Annotated in this window: 15 protein-coding genes; 1 reads left to right on the forward strand and 14 read right to left on the reverse strand. The window is 46.8% G+C overall.

Annotated features, from left to right (window positions below):
• Positions 1–3: 3 nt before the first annotated feature.
• Together EL173_RS10565 and EL173_RS10570 are read right to left on the reverse strand one after the other, a co-directional pair.
• Complete coding sequence (locus EL173_RS10565) at positions 4–756, reverse strand: CpsD/CapB family tyrosine-protein kinase (protein WP_019728328.1); 753 nt, start codon at positions 754–756, stop codon at positions 4–6.
• A gap of 18 nt (positions 757–774) precedes the next feature.
• Positions 775–1689 carry a YveK family protein gene (locus EL173_RS10570; protein WP_015764599.1) on the reverse strand — a complete coding sequence of 305 codons (915 nt, stop codon included), beginning with the start codon at positions 1687–1689 and terminating at the stop codon, positions 775–777.
• Between the two features lie 797 nt (positions 1690–2486).
• On the opposite strand from EL173_RS10570, the gene EL173_RS10575 reads away from it, so the two are divergent.
• Complete coding sequence (locus EL173_RS10575; protein WP_019728329.1) at positions 2487–3212, forward strand: SGNH/GDSL hydrolase family protein; 726 nt, start codon at positions 2487–2489, stop codon at positions 3210–3212.
• A 348-nt stretch (positions 3213–3560) separates the two neighbouring features.
• Here the strand turns inward: EL173_RS10575 and EL173_RS10580 are convergent, their stop codons facing one another.
• The 12 genes from EL173_RS10580 to efp all read right to left on the reverse strand — a co-directional run bounded on the left by EL173_RS10580 (position 3561) and on the right by efp (position 15221).
• Positions 3561–4061 carry a QueT transporter family protein gene (locus EL173_RS10580; protein WP_015764601.1) on the reverse strand — a complete coding sequence of 167 codons (501 nt, stop codon included), beginning with the start codon at positions 4059–4061 and terminating at the stop codon, positions 3561–3563.
• A gap of 116 nt (positions 4062–4177) precedes the next feature.
• The gene (locus EL173_RS10585) at positions 4178–4891 is read right to left on the reverse strand and encodes a 3-oxoacyl-ACP reductase (protein WP_015764602.1); all 714 of its coding nucleotides are present in this window, start codon (positions 4889–4891) and stop codon (positions 4178–4180) included.
• The gene (locus EL173_RS10590; protein ID WP_015764603.1) at positions 4888–5112 is read right to left on the reverse strand and encodes a DUF2829 domain-containing protein; all 225 of its coding nucleotides are present in this window, start codon (positions 5110–5112) and stop codon (positions 4888–4890) included. The genes EL173_RS10585 and EL173_RS10590 overlap by 4 nt, the downstream gene beginning before the upstream one ends.
• Positions 5113–5392: 280 nt before the next feature.
• On the reverse strand, positions 5393–5704 hold the full coding sequence (locus EL173_RS10595) for a helix-turn-helix domain-containing protein (protein WP_005686244.1): 312 nt from the start codon (positions 5702–5704) through the stop codon (positions 5393–5395).
• A 247-nt stretch (positions 5705–5951) separates the two neighbouring features.
• Complete coding sequence (locus EL173_RS10600) at positions 5952–6590, reverse strand: histidine phosphatase family protein (protein WP_015764604.1); 639 nt, start codon at positions 6588–6590, stop codon at positions 5952–5954.
• A gap of 244 nt (positions 6591–6834) precedes the next feature.
• On the reverse strand, positions 6835–7818 hold the full coding sequence (locus EL173_RS10605) for an ABC transporter ATP-binding protein (protein ID WP_005712957.1): 984 nt from the start codon (positions 7816–7818) through the stop codon (positions 6835–6837).
• 1 nt (position 7819) lies between these two features.
• Entirely contained in the window at positions 7820–8872 is a 1053-nt protein-coding gene (locus EL173_RS10610; protein ID WP_015764605.1) for an ABC transporter ATP-binding protein, read from the reverse strand.
• 11 nt (positions 8873–8883) lie between these two features.
• On the reverse strand, positions 8884–9882 hold the full coding sequence (locus EL173_RS10615; protein WP_014569872.1) for an ABC transporter permease: 999 nt from the start codon (positions 9880–9882) through the stop codon (positions 8884–8886).
• Positions 9882–10805, reverse strand: coding sequence for an oligopeptide ABC transporter permease (gene opp3b, locus EL173_RS10620; RefSeq protein ID WP_005692766.1), 924 nt, complete (start codon positions 10803–10805; stop codon positions 9882–9884). The genes EL173_RS10615 and opp3b overlap by 1 nt, the downstream gene beginning before the upstream one ends.
• A gap of 181 nt (positions 10806–10986) precedes the next feature.
• A complete protein-coding gene (locus tag EL173_RS10625) occupies positions 10987–12606 on the reverse strand; it encodes a peptide ABC transporter substrate-binding protein (protein WP_005712962.1) in 1620 nt (539 codons plus the stop codon).
• A gap of 397 nt (positions 12607–13003) precedes the next feature.
• Positions 13004–14446 carry an MFS transporter gene (locus EL173_RS10630; RefSeq protein ID WP_025014081.1) on the reverse strand — a complete coding sequence of 481 codons (1443 nt, stop codon included), beginning with the start codon at positions 14444–14446 and terminating at the stop codon, positions 13004–13006.
• Positions 14447–14657: 211 nt separating this feature from the next.
• Entirely contained in the window at positions 14658–15221 is a 564-nt protein-coding gene (gene efp / locus EL173_RS10635; protein ID WP_005686232.1) for an elongation factor P, read from the reverse strand.
• Between the last annotated feature and the right edge of the window lie 444 nt (positions 15222–15665).

Consider the following 15665-nt stretch of genomic DNA (forward strand, 5'->3'; position numbering starts at 1 on the left):
ATGCTATTTATTAGATTCGTTCCCGTATCCATAACCATAACCGTAACCGTATCCTCTGTCCCCGTGTTTGGCCTTTACCCGCTCTACTGATCCGAGAATTTTTGCGTTGGCTAACTTCAGAACTTCAACCGTACGTTTTAAGTCTCCCTTTAACGTTTTGCCCATATTGGCAACAACTACAACGCCATCAGTTTTAGGTACCAATACCTGCACATCCGAAACTGCCAAAACAGGCGGAGCATCTAGTACAATAATGTCATACTTTTCTCGCGCCCACTCTAACAAACCAGCCATCCGCTTCGAATTAAGCAACTCTGAAGGATTCGGTGGTACCGGTCCAGATGTTATGATGCTCATGTTGTCTACAAACGTTTCTTCAACTACATCATCCGGCTTTTCTTTTCCAGTTAATACCGTTGTGACACCATCAAGATTTAAAGTTCTAAATGTCGCATGTACCGTTGGCCGACGCAAATCAGCATCGATCAGCAACACCTTTTTCCCAGCCTGAGCCCATGTAACTGCAACGTTCGCAGAAACTGTAGATTTACCTTCAGACATTGCCGAAGAGGTAAACATTACGACTTGACATTGATCAAGTGCTGCTCCGGCAAACTCAATGTTGGTTCGCACAGTCCGAAATTGTTCAGATACAACATGTTTAGGCTCTGCAAATGTCACCAACATAACACCATTTTTTTGAGTCTCTTGATCTTCTTTATGTCTATGCAAAATTTTCTCTAATGAAAAATTCATGTTTTTTCTCCTCAATACTTAAACGCGTCTCCGGCTTCGTTGCGGAAAGCCCGTCGTTTCTGGTTCGGCTTCAGAATCAATAATCTTATTCTTTGACCGTGCAATAGCTTCATCCATATCATTCATCCGTTGCACATAATTAACCAGTCCGAGATTTACAAGTCCTAGATCATTAGTTATAAAATCAATACTCTTAATTGTTTGATCTGTTAATTCTCGAATCAGACCGACAGTAAATGCTAGAACCATACCTAAAATTAAACCAATTAAAGAAGCGATCTTTAGGTTAGGAGTGACAGGGGTCGGATCTGCCGTTGCCCGGGAGACAATAGAAACATTCGAAACGCTCATAATCGAAGCAATTTTTGCTTTGAAGACTTTTGCAATCTCGTTGGCGACATCCTTTGCTCGTACAGGATCGGTATCACGAACATTCACGGTAAAAACTTGAGAATTCTGAGCGTTGGAGACAGATATCATCTTGTCGAGATCGTCTTCACTGATATTTGCGTACTTTGCTGGTTTTAATTTGTATTTTGCCGGTTGCTCTTCTTTAACTACATAACGTTCACGAACGCCGGTAGCAGCATTATATCGTGTACCATAGACGGCTTTTTGTGCTTTTTTCACTTTGACACGCCTTGGGCTCGTGAGATCATCAGCAACTTCTCTCAATATTACCGGTCGCGTAATGATGTCCTTATATGTATTAATAATTTGAATGTCAGCCTGTTGAGCATTTAGCTGCATATTTGGATTGTTGTCTTGCTTTCGGTTAACCAACATTGAGGTTGAAGCCGAATATTTTGGGGCAATAAATGTTTTCGCACCGAAATATGCAATAAACATCCCCAATAGCCCGAGTAAAATCATTACAATAAAACTGTGCTTAAAAACGTTCCAAAGTCGTGCAAGGTCAATTTGCTCGTTCATTAATTCTTCCCACCTAATCCCATCTTATATAATTCATCCTACTCATGTGAAGCTAGTCAAAACTTCTCAACAAAATACTACTGCATTCATGTAAAAAGAGCTTTGAAAATTCCACTCCCAAGCATAATACCCTAGTTTGTGCTTTCAAGTCTACCCGTCTTTTTAGCTTTAAGCAATTCATCCTTAACTTGGTGACAGCTTATTTCCTTGCCATCTTCCTTGATGAAGCCATACCTACAGTTTGTAAAACTTTTATTACATTATCTTTACAATTTTGGGTACTTCCACTCGCCAAATGAAGTGTAACAATGAACACCAATCAAGAAGGAACAGTTTACCGGTGTTAAAAACTAAGATTTCGACCTTATGATTTAAAACTTCAGCCTCCTCTCTGGGGCCATGGATAGACCTCAGCGGAGTTCCGGTCTCACGCTTCTACAAAGATATTCAGGGAGAACTGTCTGTGCTTCCTAAACGTGTACGTAATTGAAGTGATGAAAGGTCGCAATATCTTCTTCGCTTTCGCCAGTGAGTCGATGTGTCATGCTCAGTGTCGTTAAACCGGTCTTAGGTCATGATGGTATCATCTTTCTTGTTGTTTCGATGCCTCAAGAATAGGTATTCATGGCCGACTTTATTAAAAAGGTATCATTGAATTGATCTAGCCAAAACGGCGGTGCACCTTAATTTTAAATCCGGCCAGATGAAGTCCTGCCTGAATGACCTTAATTTGTAATCAGCTTTTTACTAATTTTAGTTTAGAATAAGGGTATGTAATTTTTGGAGGTTTGTCAGAAATGAAGAATAAAAGCGGCTTACGCTTGCGTGATATCATACTATGCATCGCCTTGGGCCTCGTCATTGCCGGTGTTGGAGGTTATTTCTACTTCCGCCATTTCCAATCCGAGCAGGCGATCGCAGTTAATCAGCAAACGCGTCAGAAGATTAAGAAAGATTCCAAGGCTAAGGTTAAGAAAGAAAAGGTTTTGAATCAGTATCGCCTTTATGGCCTGACCGACAGCGAAATCAGTGCCGCCAAGACGTTACCAGTGACTGCCATTGGTGATTCGGTGATGTTGGGGAGTTCGGCTTATTTGAAGGTGCTTTTCCCGCAGATGTCGATTGATGCTGAGGTTGGCCGGCAAGTACAGGCGGCTCCGGCGATTATTGATCAGTTGAAGTCGAGTGGGAAGTTGAAGGATACCGTTGTCATTAGTCTGGGGACGAATGGACCGATGACGGAAGCTGACATTAATGGCATTTTGGATCAGTTGGGGAGTAATCGCCAGGTTTTCTGGGTGACAGCTTATGCCCCTGGGAAGGCTTGGATTGATCCGGTTAACAAGTTGATTCACGCCGCTGCTAAGACGCATGCAAATCTGCATGTGGTGGATTGGTATTATCTGGCGGGCGGTAACGATGATTGGTTTGCCGATGATGGTGTGCACCCTAATGACGCAGGACGCGTGCATTATTACACGCTGATTGCCAAGGATGTCATGAAGACACTTGATAAGAAGTAGGTTTTTGGGCGTTAGGATCACTTGAAAGCTACAGTGGTACCAAAAGCTCCAGCCAAGTTAAAAAAAAACCGATTTGATGGCTTCTTTTACATAGGTCACTGACTCGGTGTTTATTTGCATGCTTCGAAGAGTCGAAAACCCGCTTGTCCAATCCGATAGTCTAAAAACTAGACTTTCGCGGTTAATCGATCATCCCTTTTTTCGATCTCCTCCAATCGCTATTGTCAACATTGCGTTTCGATAGATCAGCTGCAACCAAGCGTATCAAAAAAGCGCCCCCAAACCATCGAGGAGACGCTCACAGATCCGAAAGTCTAAAAACTAGACTTTCGCAATTTAACTTACAAATCACTTATCCAAGTCCACAAACCGTGTCAGCACCATCATCACAGCGCCACCGACCGCCATTGAAATAGCTTCGCCTAGTGCAATGGTGCCGTATGTTGGCCAAAATGGTACCTTGCTGAGCACGACCAGCTCACCGGCGACGGTAAACATTGAGAGGGCAAATAAGACGCCCATGATGGCAAATTTAGCCCATTTTTGGTGGACGAACTTAGCGAGCCAGCGACTGAGCAGGATGAAGGCCAAGGTGCCGATTGTGCCGATGGGGACGTCGAGAATGGCGGTTGGTGAGGCTAAATTGGCCAAAAAAACACCCAACGTAACCGCCCAGACGTACCGACGATTGAAGAGCGCCGTGTAGTTGAGCATCTCGGAGAACCGGACTTGAACGATCCCAAAGCTTAATGGACTAAGCATGAGGGTCATCACCACATAGATGGCGGCGACAATGGCGGTTTTGGCGAGACTGACGATTGAACGATGGGTCATAGATGTTGTTTGCATATTGTTTCTCCTTTGTGGCTTTGCCAGTAATAACGACGATCAAAGGAAATAAGTATCGTCGTGGAAGCGCGCGGGGCGGTTCCGATTCAGTTAATAGTTCTTACAATGTTTCCAGTTTACTTTTCCAACCAACCGCCGTCAATAGGAATCACGGTGCCGTGGATGTAGTCGGCCGCGTCACTGGCTAGGAAAAGTGTGAGTTGGGCGACTTCTTCCGGCTTGGCCCAACGTTTGGCTGGCGTTTCTTTTGCGACCCAGGCGGCCATTTTACCATCACCGGCGAAATCTGCTGCGTTCATGGGCGTGTTGATGGCGCCGGGTGCAAGGGCGTTGGCGCGGATACCTTGGGCAGCGTAGTCTAGATCCAGTTGCTTGGTTAGGCCGATGACCGCGTGCTTGGCGGCAGTATACGCTACGCCGCCGCCACCGCTAACGAAACCGGCAATGGAACTCATGTTGACGAAGACGCCGTGACCACGTGCCAGCATTCCCGGCAGCAGTGCCTTAATCATCAGGAATTGGCTGGTGAGGTCGACGTTGAGAATATGCTGCCATGTAGCCAAATCGGTTTCGGCAACGGTTTTATAGCCATCCAAAATGCCTGCTGTGTTGCAGACAATGTCCGGCGTATAATCAGCGGCAAGCTTCCTTCCTGTCTCTGGATCGCTCACATCGGCCTGAATTGCGACGGTCACGCTAGTCATTGGTTGCAAGTCGACACCAATCACCTGGGCGCTGGCCGCTTTAAAAGCCGCCGCCTGCGCAGCCCCAATTCCTGATGCCGCCCCGGTTACGACCACAGTCTGGCCGCTAAAATCAAACCGGTTCATACGTCCACGAGCTGCCAATCTTCGGCCAGAATGTCACAGTCGGTCGGGGACCACAAGCTGAAGGCCTCATCAGCGGTTTTGATCAGAAAATAAGGATTCAGGGTGTCGCCTTCGAACTTACCCTCCGGAACCAGTTGAACATACAACTCGGTACCTTCCCAGCCAGTACGAACGGCTTTTTTGCCTTCTTTTAGCGCTGGCAAAACGGCTTCAAATGTCATTGTCACTTTTCCTCCTTTATAAGATGACCCAGCATGTTCACAGTGTTACTCGCGAAGGCCTGTGTCATCGTTGCGGTTAATTCAGCGCACTTAGTATACGCGATTTTTCTGCCTGCGAACAGTCTTAACCACATGCAGATTTTCAAAATTCGCGCCGGATTCCGCTAATTGGCCGCAAGTATAACTTTTCCGAAAACATTAAAACGGCTCTAAAGACAAAGTGTCTCTAGAACCGTTTTTGCACTTATTGGCAACCGCCGCAAGTTCGCCTACGACACGCTCAGAGATTAATCACCTGCATGAGTACCTCGGAGACGTGTGCGCGTTCGTTTTCCGGCAACCGCGTTAAATACTTAACCAACGCCAACGTATTGATATCGCTCATTTCCGGGGCGATAAAGAAATCACCCACCTGCATGTCGAGTGCCCGCGCAATGTCAGTCAGCTTCTTGACGCTGATATTGTTGACATCACCACGCTCCATGCGGGATATGAGACTGACTGAAACCCCAGAGCGTTCGGCCAGTTTTTCAATGGTTAAGTTCATACTGCGGCGTTGTTGGTGCACTAATTTGCCGATATTATCTAACATCATGTTCCCCACCTCTAATGTGCGGCGTTATGCTTTAACATTAAATGAAACGTCCGACCATCAAAAGATTTTATAATATTATTTAATAATCCAAAGACGGCCTATTGTCACACAACGCCGGTGCAAGACCCCACATTAACTAACCATTTCACTTCTCAGTATCATTGTAAGCGCTCGCCTTGCGAAAGTGCCAAATATTGGCTTGATAATTTTTTTAATAAAAAACAATGCCGGGTGGGTGGCATTGTTACTTGGTTTGATATTCACTTGGTACAAAAGCCCACAGCGTGCCGCGGGTAAATTGTTCCCCGTCGTCTGTATCCAATTCACTGATGCTGTTGTTAGGCGGCATGGTCATCTCATCACGCGCATCGTCCAACTCGGCGCCTAGATAAGTGCTCATTAGCAGCATGCCCAACAATCCATGGGCCACCACGAGCACCTTACCATCCGGATGTTGCTGATAAATGCCGGCAATAGCACGGCGCCCACGATTTAAGGCCTCAGCGAAGGATTCAGCGCCAATCCGCTTATAATCAAACTCAGCAAGATGGTGATAGTAATTATCAATTTGCGGATCGTCTTGCACGGAAGCAAGTGGCTGCCCGTCCCAATCGCCTAAATCGACTTCCCGTAAATCCCGTACCGTCACGATCGCCGGCTGGGCTACCTTGCTTTGCGCCACGATCAATTCAGCGGTGGTTTGCGCCCGCGGCATCGGACTGGCGTAAATACCGGCAAAACCGGTCGTAGCAAAATACCGTCCAACTGCCTCCGCGCCTGCCCGGCCAGCCGGAGTCAGCGGCGTATCCGTCCGCCCGCCATTGAACCGCCGCGCCAAATTGGTCTCCGTCTGCCCATGGCGCACAAAATAAAACTTGGTCATCCTTCCACACACTCCTTTAAAACCAGTGTAGCAGAAGATTCGCTGAAAACGTTACCTCACCATAAAAACGCAGCCTAGTTTAAACAAGCTTAAAGATCAGAATTAGCTATTCGAACCGTTTTCTTGCGTCAATACTGCGGATATGACAAAAAGCCGAAGACACATTTTCAGTGTTTTCGGCTTTTTGCTGTAAGGATCATTTTTAAAGAGTTGCCTTAACAGAATGTTATCATGTTTGACCGCGTTATTCTGCTGCCGTGCCTGCCGGGGCCTTATGATCCTCTTGTGCTTCAGCTTTATACGCTGCCACTTCATCGTCAGCTGCAAAGATAAAGTGATCAGGATAGACTTCGACCATTTTACGTTGCTTATTATCGCCTTCGACCTTGCTTGCATCATAAGGTATCGGTACACGCTGGCGTTCGATGTCTGGATCCGGAACCGGGATTGCAGACAAGAGACTCTTGGTGTATGGATGGAGGGGATGCGTGTATACTTCTTCCGCACTGGCCAATTCGACAAGCCGCCCGTAATGCATAACGGCAATCCGATCAGAAATATACTTGACCATAGATAAGTCATGGGCGATGAACAGATACGTCAGACCTTGCCGATCCTGAATGTCTTTTAGCAAGTTGACGACCTGTGCCTGAATCGAAACATCCAGCGCACTGATCGGTTCATCGGCAATAATGAACTTCGGCTGAACTGCCAGTGCCCGGGCAATCCCGATTCTTTGACGCTGGCCACCGGAGAATTCATGCGGGTAACGCGTGGCATGATCCGCATTTAAACCAACCTCATCCAATAAAGCTTCGACTTGATGATCACGGTCGGCGCGATCTTTAGCCAAATGATGAATATCAATACCTTCTGCAATAATGTCTTTGACTTTCATCCGTGGATTTAATGAAGCATACGGATCCTGAAAAATCATCTGCGTATTACGCCGAAAATCCAACATTTGTTTGGAGCCATTTTTCAATTTGGCAATGTCTTGACCGTTATAGAGAATTTCGCCACTGGTTGGATCATACAAGCGAATGATAGCCCGGCCGGTGGTGGTTTTCCCGGAACCGGATTCACCAACCAGACCTAGCGTTTCGCCTTCATAGATATCAAACGAAATATCCTGAATGGCCTTTACTTCGTCTTTCTTTCCGGCATTAAAGGTTTGAACCAGGTGTTTGACCGAAACCAACACTTTTTTCTTTTGATTGTCCGCCACGTTAGTTCACCGCCTTTTCGTCTGGATGTTTACTTGCCCATAATGCATGCCGCCGCGCGATTTCTGGCGGTAACTCGACTTTGGGTGCGCCTTGTGCTAACAACCAAGTAGCCGCAGCGTGGGTTGGTGAAATCTTGAAGAATGGTGGTTCTTCTTCAAGATCAATTGCCATGGCATACGGATTGCGCGGGGCAAATGCGTCACCCTTTGGCGGATCCAGCAAATCCGGCGGTGTCCCCGGAATGGCATACAGACGATCCGTTTTGGTCTCTAAGGTCGGCATTGCCTCCAGCAGTCCCCAAGTATATGGATGCTGCGCGTTGTAAAAGATTTCGTCAACGGTGCCGTATTCGACAATCTTACCCGCGTACATGACTGCCACCCGATCGGCAATCCCGGCAACAACGCCGAGATCGTGGGTGATAAAGATAATGGAGGTATCAATCTTAGACTGGATTTCCTTCAGCATGTGAATAATTTGCGCTTGAATAGTCACATCCAGCGCCGTGGTCGGTTCATCTGCAAGCAGAATTTGCGGATGGTTAATAATCGCAATCGCAATGACAATCCGTTGACGTTGGCCGCCAGAGAACTGATGTGGATAATCTTTCAATCGTGAACCGGCGCCTTTGATACCCACTAGTTCAAGCACCCGTTCAGCTTCCTTCAATGCATCGGCCTTGCTCATTTTGTTATGCAGCAGCAGCGGTTCGGCAACTTGCTTACCAATCGTCATCGTCGGATCCAATGACGTCATCGGATCCTGAAAAATCATGGCAACATCATTTCCGCGCATGGCATTCAATTGCTTTTCCGACTTTTTGAGAATGTCACCGCCATCAAACAAAACTTCACCATTGGTAATCTTGGCGTTGGGTGCCAATAAGCCCATGACTGTGCGCACGGTTACCGATTTACCAGAGCCAGATTCGCCAACAATCGCCAACGTCTCGCCTTTGTTCAAGTCAAAGCTGACATTGCGAATCGCGTGGACCGGTCCGGCATAGGTGGCAAAGTCGATTTGTAAATCTTTTACTTCGAGAATCTTACTCATTTTGCCACCTCCTAATGTTCACTGCGCGGATCAAAGGCATCGCGCAAACCATCAGCCAGCAAGTTAAAGGCCAGCATCAGAATAACGATGACAATCGCTGGGTATAACAACTGATACGGCAGCACTTGCAGGTTCTTTTGCCCATCTGACAACAGCGTCCCTAAACTAGCAGTCGGTGCTGGCAAACCAATCCCGATGTAACTCAGGAAGGCTTCAAAGAAAATCGCTGTTGGAATCGTGAACATGGTTTGAATAATGATGATCGAGCTTAGGTTCGGGATCAGATGTTTAAAGGCAATCTTAATACTCGACTCACCTAACGTTCTGGCAGCCAGCACAAACTCCTGATCTTTTAACTGCAGGGTCTGCGCACGAATGAGTCGTGCCATCGTGACCCAGCCAGTCAAAGCAATCGCTAAGATAATGGAAGTCATCCCTGGTTTGAATACCAGCAGCATCAGAATAACAACAACCAAGTTTGGCACACTAGAGATGATTTCAATGACACGTTGCATTAACGTATCGGTCAAACCACCGCGCCAACCGGAGATGATGCCGTAGAAAACGCCAATGGTTAAATCAAAGAATGTTGCAACAATCCCGATGAAAAGGGAAACGCGCGTGCCGACCATAATCCGAGACAGCAAATCACGGCCAAGGTAGTCCGTCCCAAGCAGGAAATAGACGTTTTTACCCATACCGGCATATTTGTTTTGGCCATTCATATAGCCGTTTAGTCCCGGCAAATCAATGCCTGGCCACTTTGGCGGTAAATTAGAATAATTAAGACTCTGTTTATTCGGATTGGCTGGTGATAGCCAAATTGACACGATAGAGATCACACCAATGATGATCAGTACCCAAAGTGAAATGACCGCGGCCTTGTTTTTCTTTAAGCGGCGAATCGCATCTTGCGTGAATGTCAACGCAGGCGTGGCAATACGCTCTTGTTCAGCCGCATTCACTTTGACACGCTTGAATGCCTCTGGACTTAATTTTGTTGTTGCCATTAGTTTGCCTCCCCGCTCAGTCGAATTCGTGGATCAATGAAGCCGTATAGAATATCGACGACAAGGATCACAACCGTTAACATCGCACTGTAAAGAATCGTTAAGCCCATGATGACCGGATAATCGTTCGTTGTGATGGACTTGACAAATTGTTCCCCGATTCCGGGAATGGCAAAAATGTTTTCGACAACCAGTGATCCAACCATCAAGTCAACTGCCATTGGCCCAATAATCGTTACAATCGGAATCATGGAATTACGCAAAGCATGTTTTGCCACAACCTGCCAGCGCGATTCACCTTTAGACCGAGCTAGCTCGATATAATCCGAGCTCAGCACGTCCACCATCTCGGTTCGCATAAACCGCGCTGTCTGTGCCAACGGGGCGATCGCCAAGGCAATGGTCGGCAAAATACTATATGAAAACCCACCCCATAACGCTACCGGGAATGCCCCTGTCTTGTAAGCAAACAACTGCAATAGCGCAGCAAACACAAAGTTAGGGATTGAACGTCCCAGAATAGCGAAAATTGTAGCTTCGGCATCAACGGCCGTATTCTTTCGAATTGCCGCAATGGCACCAAGCACAATCCCGATAAGTGTTCCAAGCACCATCGCCTGCGCACCGATCTGTAGCGAAGGACCGAGCCGGGAAACAATCAGATTGGAAACCGTTTGGCCCGGAAATTGATAAGACATCCCGAAGTCACCGTGCGTGATACCAACCATATACGTGAGATATTGGATCCAAACCGGCTTATCCAGTCCATACTGTCTCTTCAGAATTTCCAGCTGATCAGCCGGAATCTTGGGGTTATTAAATGGCGTCCCTGGCAATGCCTTCATTAAAAAGAAGGTGATTGACGCAACAAGAAACAGTGTCAGGAGCAGGAAGCCGATCCGTTTTAAAATATATTTGACCATGATTCACTCCTGTTTTTTGGGCATTGGCCCTAATAAGCAAACGGCGTTGTCCGCCGCAAAACACGTGACAACGCCGCTTGTGAGAACTACTTATTGGAAACAAGTTCCGATTTAGGAAACCCTGTAAGATTCCTAAACGCGTTGATCCGTCTAACAGCTGCTAAGACAGGTCACGCTTTTATTACTTAACCTTGGCATTTACAAAATCGTAAGAGTTAGTCGGGTTATATTTCAAACCGGTAATGGTCTTACGTTGCAAGGTTGTTTGAACCCGTTGATACAAAGGTACAACGCCTTGTTCCTTGGTGAGCAGTTCCTGTGCTTTCAACAAGGTGTTCCAACGAGCGGTGGCATTGGTTGCATCGGTCGTCTTGGACTGTTTGATCAAAGCATCGTATTCGCTGTTTGCCCATTTTCCATCGTTATAACTGTTATCGGACGTAAACAGATCAAGGAAGGTAATGGCATCCGGGAAGTCAGCACTCCAAGCGGAGATAACCATGTCAAACTGACCATTTTGAGAACGGGAAAGACGGGTTTTGAATGGCACTGTTGCAATTGTTACCTTCAAGCCTGGCAGATTCTGTTGTAAGGTGCTTTGAATGTATTCAGCCGAGCGCTTGGCATTCGTGGTATCATCGGTCAACAGTTCCAAGGTTGGGTTCGTCTGACCGGTCTCTTTCAAGCCTTCTGTCCAGAGTTGTTTAGCCTTGGCAGGATCATACTTAACTGTAGAAGATTCTGCTTTAGTCGCTGCCTTTGAGAAGTCCTGTCCATTCTTAGCAAATAAACCTTGAGGCGTCACATTGTTCGCAGCAATTGATGAATCATTCAAAACTTTCTTGATGTATTCTTGACGATTGATTGCCATCGAGACTGCCTGACGAATCTTGGTATTCTTGAAGATAGGATCTTTCTTCTCATTCAACTCAAGATAAAATGTTGCGCTTTGCTTAAGCGGTGTGTATCCAGACATTGTCTTAGCTTGTGCCGCCTGTTCACCAGACAACTGAGCAATATCCAACTTATTCGATTGATACAGGTTCAAAGCAGTTTGCGGATCCTTAACCACTTGCCCATTGATCGTATCGATGTGGACATTCTTAGCATTCCAGTAGGTTTTGTTTTTCTTTTCCTTCCATGAATTACCAGTCCCGTTCCAGTCCTTTAATTCATATGGGCCATTGGAGAGAAGGTACTTAGAAGTCGTGCCATACTTCTTGCCAGCCTTTTCAACAAACTTCTCATTCTGCGGGAAGAATGCCGGATTGACTAACATGGTCTTAAAGTAAGGAATGGCGTGATCCAAGGTCACTTTCAGCGTGGTCTTGTTAACCGCTGTAACGCCTAAGGTACTAGCTGCCTTCTTACCGGCTGTGATATCGTCCGCGTTCTTCACGCCGGAATACAGATAAGCATACTGAGACTTGGTCTTAGGATCAACCGTTCGCCGCCAAGCAAAAACAAAATCCTGTGCAGTAACGGCATCGCCATTGCTCCATTTAGCGTTCCGTAGCTTAAAGGTATAAGTCTTGCCGCCGTCCGTCACTTTTGGCTCGCTTTTTGCGATCGCTGGCTTCAAGTCACTGCCGGAATACCGATACAAACCATCCATGGTATCAATCAATGCCTGCCCCGCAATCGCGTCCGTATTTGTTGACGGATCCATTGTGGAGATAACATCACTTTCCATCCGAGTGATTGATGTACCTTTGCTGCTGGAAGCATTAGAACCACAGGCTGCCAGCACCCCAGCGAGCGCAATTGCTGTGCCCGCAACCATTGTTTTTCTAAATTTCATCCTGTTCCCTCCTAAAATGATTGAACTTACCTTACATTAGAATCTCATTAATGTAAATAAGCGAATCCTCAATTTCGAATAAAAAAACTTGTATGTCATAAAACATCACAGGAAAAGAAGCGGAACTTATTGGGACAACATCTTGTGCATCAACTATGCATATTTTTAAATCTCCCGTTAAAACGGGGATTTACAAGGTACTAAACTGTTTACTTTAGATGATCCTTTGGGGAAACCGCTAAACTTTTACAGAAATCCGCGAATATTAAATAACATCAATTTATGTCCCTAAAATTGGCTTGTTTTTCCCTGACCGCCATTCTTTCAGACATAATTTTCACTTCTGTCAAACCAGAAATGAAAAACATTGTCGCCGCTCAGTTAATGCTAATCGTTTTCAAAGTACATGCTTATTTTTTGTCAGTACCGCGTTCGCTTGTCGTTTTCGCAGACTGCGGATAATGACAATGATTAAGCCCACCACCGATACTAAAGTGGCTAACCAGAAAACTGTTGCCAGTGCGTGTAGAAAAGGGGCGCCCGATTGAGCTGAGATGCGGGTCACACCGGGCAATTGGGCAAATAGTAACGTGGCGCCGAAGCTGATACCGATAGTTAAGCCAACGGTGCGTGCCAGTGAATTCAACGAACCGGCTACTCCTGAGAGTTTGTCATCGACGGCTCCCATCGTTAGCGCATTGTTCGGCGAAAGGAACAGTGCCATCCCTGCTCCGTTAGCCACAATCGGCCAGATAATCGGTGCCATAGTGATTCTGACTGGATAATTGGCATATCCGACTTGCGAGATGATTAACACTAATAAGCCTAAAATCGTTAAATAGTACCGATTCCAATGATCGGCCAACCAGCCGGCAAATGGCGTGATCACCAACATCGTGACACTTTGTAGCATCATCAGTAACCCGCTTGAAAATGCTGAGATTCCGCCATAGCTTTGAAGATAAAATGGCAAAAGAATGTTTGATACTGAATTAACCAGCATCACGATAAGCAAGACGCTAACAGAAATCAGATAGTCGGCGTTATGCATAATCACCGGTGCAATCCAAGGAGACCGGGCCTGCTGATCTTGCACAAACGCCAGGACCGTCAAGAAAATGCCGCCTGCCAACACCCCTGTACCGAGCCAAAATTGCGTTGGCTGCTGCAACCAGTAGCCACTGGCAAACATCAAGATCATGCCCCCGGTAAACAGATTCTGACCGGTCCAGTTTGCCTGCTGCCACACGCGTTTAATTTCACCGGGTTCGGGGCGACGTAACGGCAACACGCGCATACCTGCAAGGACAATGAAGATCCCGACTGGCACATTAAATAAGTAAATCCACCGCCAACTCGCCCAGGTAATCAGGATGCCGCCAAATGCCGGACCGGAAATTGAGCCGATTGATATAAACATCGAAATGACCGCCAATGCCTCAGCACGGGTCGCATCGGGAAAATATTCACTGATAATCCCCATCGAATTAGCCATAATCATCGCCGAGCCAACTGCCTGGACCACGCGCCCGGCCATGATGGTGAAATAAGTTGGCGCAATACCGGTCAGTAGCGAGCCAACGATGAACACAACCTCGCCCAGCAGAAACACGAGATTTTTGGAGACTAAATCACCGATATGGCCAAACATCACGAGCAAGACTGCCGTTGTAATGAGGCCAATTGATACAATCCACGTTGCCGCACTGCTAGAGATCATCAAGTCTTCGGAGATCTTTGGCATTGCTAAGTTCGTGCTAGAGCCGGACAAAGCCGTTAATAATGACATCATCCCTAAAACGATCAAGATTTTAATGCGTTGCGCCCGCGCCATCGTCATGGTCCCCACACCCTTTCGCATGTATTCTATGCTCGTTAGCCATGCGCTACAATTATTCCGCCCTGTCGTGAATGAAGTGTGGGGATAATTTTAATTATGGGCGTTGATACGCGAAGGATCTCCTCATCTGGCCATAACGCGTTCCCCGGGCTCGCGCTTAACAAAAAAGGCAACGCATCATTGCGTCACCTTTCGCTAATTCGCTTATCTTTTATTTCTGCGCCCGCCCTTTATAAGCGCCTGTGTCCGTGGTAACCAAAATGTTTTCGCCTGCTTTGACAAAATCAGGCACCGTCACCACAAGCCCCGTTTCAAGCGTGGCTGGCTTGCCGCCGCCCGCAACCGTTCCGCCTTTGACAGACGGCTGGGTGTCGGTCACCTTGAGTTCAACCGTTCCGGGAAGCTCAAGCCCGATCACTTCATCACCGTAAAACTCAATTTCGACCGGAATATTTGGCAGCATAAACTTCAACTCGTGCTCAATACTTGAAGTCGGTAATTCATACTGTTCATAGCTATCACTGTCCATGAAATAAGCAGTATCATCTTGCGTATACAGATACGTTGCTTTTTTCCGATCCATGATGGCGATTTCGATTTTTTCACTCGGCCGCATGGTCGTCGTGACATTGGCGCCGGAACGAACGTCATACAGTTTCATCTGCATCACGGTGTTTCCTTTGCCTGGCTTATGATGATTTGATTCCAAAACCTTGATCAGTTTGCCATCCTTAACAAAAACCATTCCGGCCTTCAAATCGATTGCTTCCGTCATGTCGCTATCCCCTTTATTTGCATTGTGCCGTTATCGCACGTCTCAGGATTTAGTATACCATAACCTTGTGTGGGAGCCGGCGCCAACTAGGGATGAGGTGTAAGTGTCAACCCTTTCCTTGGTTCTACTCTAATTAAGTGATTTCCGATACTCCGAGCTGGCTCCGCGGTGGCTGGGCTGGAACGTGGTGGGCGCGACTTCGAACCCGCAAAGACCGCGGTTTCGAAGCTCGGCCTTGGTCTAAAGCGGAGAAGCCCACTCCGCTTAAGACCAATTTCACCACTGAGCCCGCCACCGCTCCGCCAGCTCTTGCTTTCTATCCCTGCACTCAAACAACGAGACTCAACGTATCCTTCGTTGAAGAGTACGTTCCAATTAATCCGATAAGTATAATTTATCCAACCCAAAAAGCCGACCCTAGCGCAGATACGCTCGCTAGGCCCG

Origin of the sequence: Lacticaseibacillus rhamnosus, assembly GCF_900636965.1 — a bacterium.
Classification (GTDB): domain Bacteria; phylum Bacillota; class Bacilli; order Lactobacillales; family Lactobacillaceae; genus Lacticaseibacillus; species Lacticaseibacillus rhamnosus.

Bases quoted from the DNA above. Each gene is read 5' to 3' on its own strand.
- EL173_RS10575 (WP_019728329.1), top strand. From the start codon at position 2,487: ATGAAGAATAAAAGCGGCTTACGCTTGCGTGATATCATACTATGCATC.
- EL173_RS10600 (WP_015764604.1), bottom strand. From the start codon at position 6,590: ATGACCAAGTTTTATTTTGTGCGCCATGGGCAGACGGAGACCAATTTG.
- EL173_RS10630 (WP_025014081.1), bottom strand. From the start codon at position 14,446: ATGACGATGGCGCGGGCGCAACGCATTAAAATCTTGATCGTTTTAGGG.
- EL173_RS10580 (WP_015764601.1), bottom strand. From the start codon at position 4,061: ATGCAAACAACATCTATGACCCATCGTTCAATCGTCAGTCTCGCCAAA.
- efp (WP_005686232.1), bottom strand. From the start codon at position 15,221: ATGACGGAAGCAATCGATTTGAAGGCCGGAATGGTTTTTGTTAAGGAT.
- EL173_RS10595 (WP_005686244.1), bottom strand. From the start codon at position 5,704: ATGTTAGATAATATCGGCAAATTAGTGCACCAACAACGCCGCAGTATG.
- EL173_RS10585 (WP_015764602.1), bottom strand. From the start codon at position 4,891: ATGAACCGGTTTGATTTTAGCGGCCAGACTGTGGTCGTAACCGGGGCG.
- EL173_RS10590 (WP_015764603.1), bottom strand. From the start codon at position 5,112: ATGACATTTGAAGCCGTTTTGCCAGCGCTAAAAGAAGGCAAAAAAGCC.
- opp3b (WP_005692766.1), bottom strand. From the start codon at position 10,805: ATGGTCAAATATATTTTAAAACGGATCGGCTTCCTGCTCCTGACACTG.
- EL173_RS10565 (WP_019728328.1), bottom strand. From the start codon at position 756: ATGAATTTTTCATTAGAGAAAATTTTGCATAGACATAAAGAAGATCAA.
- EL173_RS10570 (WP_015764599.1), bottom strand. From the start codon at position 1,689: ATGAACGAGCAAATTGACCTTGCACGACTTTGGAACGTTTTTAAGCAC.
- EL173_RS10625 (WP_005712962.1), bottom strand. From the start codon at position 12,606: ATGAAATTTAGAAAAACAATGGTTGCGGGCACAGCAATTGCGCTCGCT.
- EL173_RS10615 (WP_014569872.1), bottom strand. From the start codon at position 9,882: ATGGCAACAACAAAATTAAGTCCAGAGGCATTCAAGCGTGTCAAAGTG.
- EL173_RS10610 (WP_015764605.1), bottom strand. From the start codon at position 8,872: ATGAGTAAGATTCTCGAAGTAAAAGATTTACAAATCGACTTTGCCACC.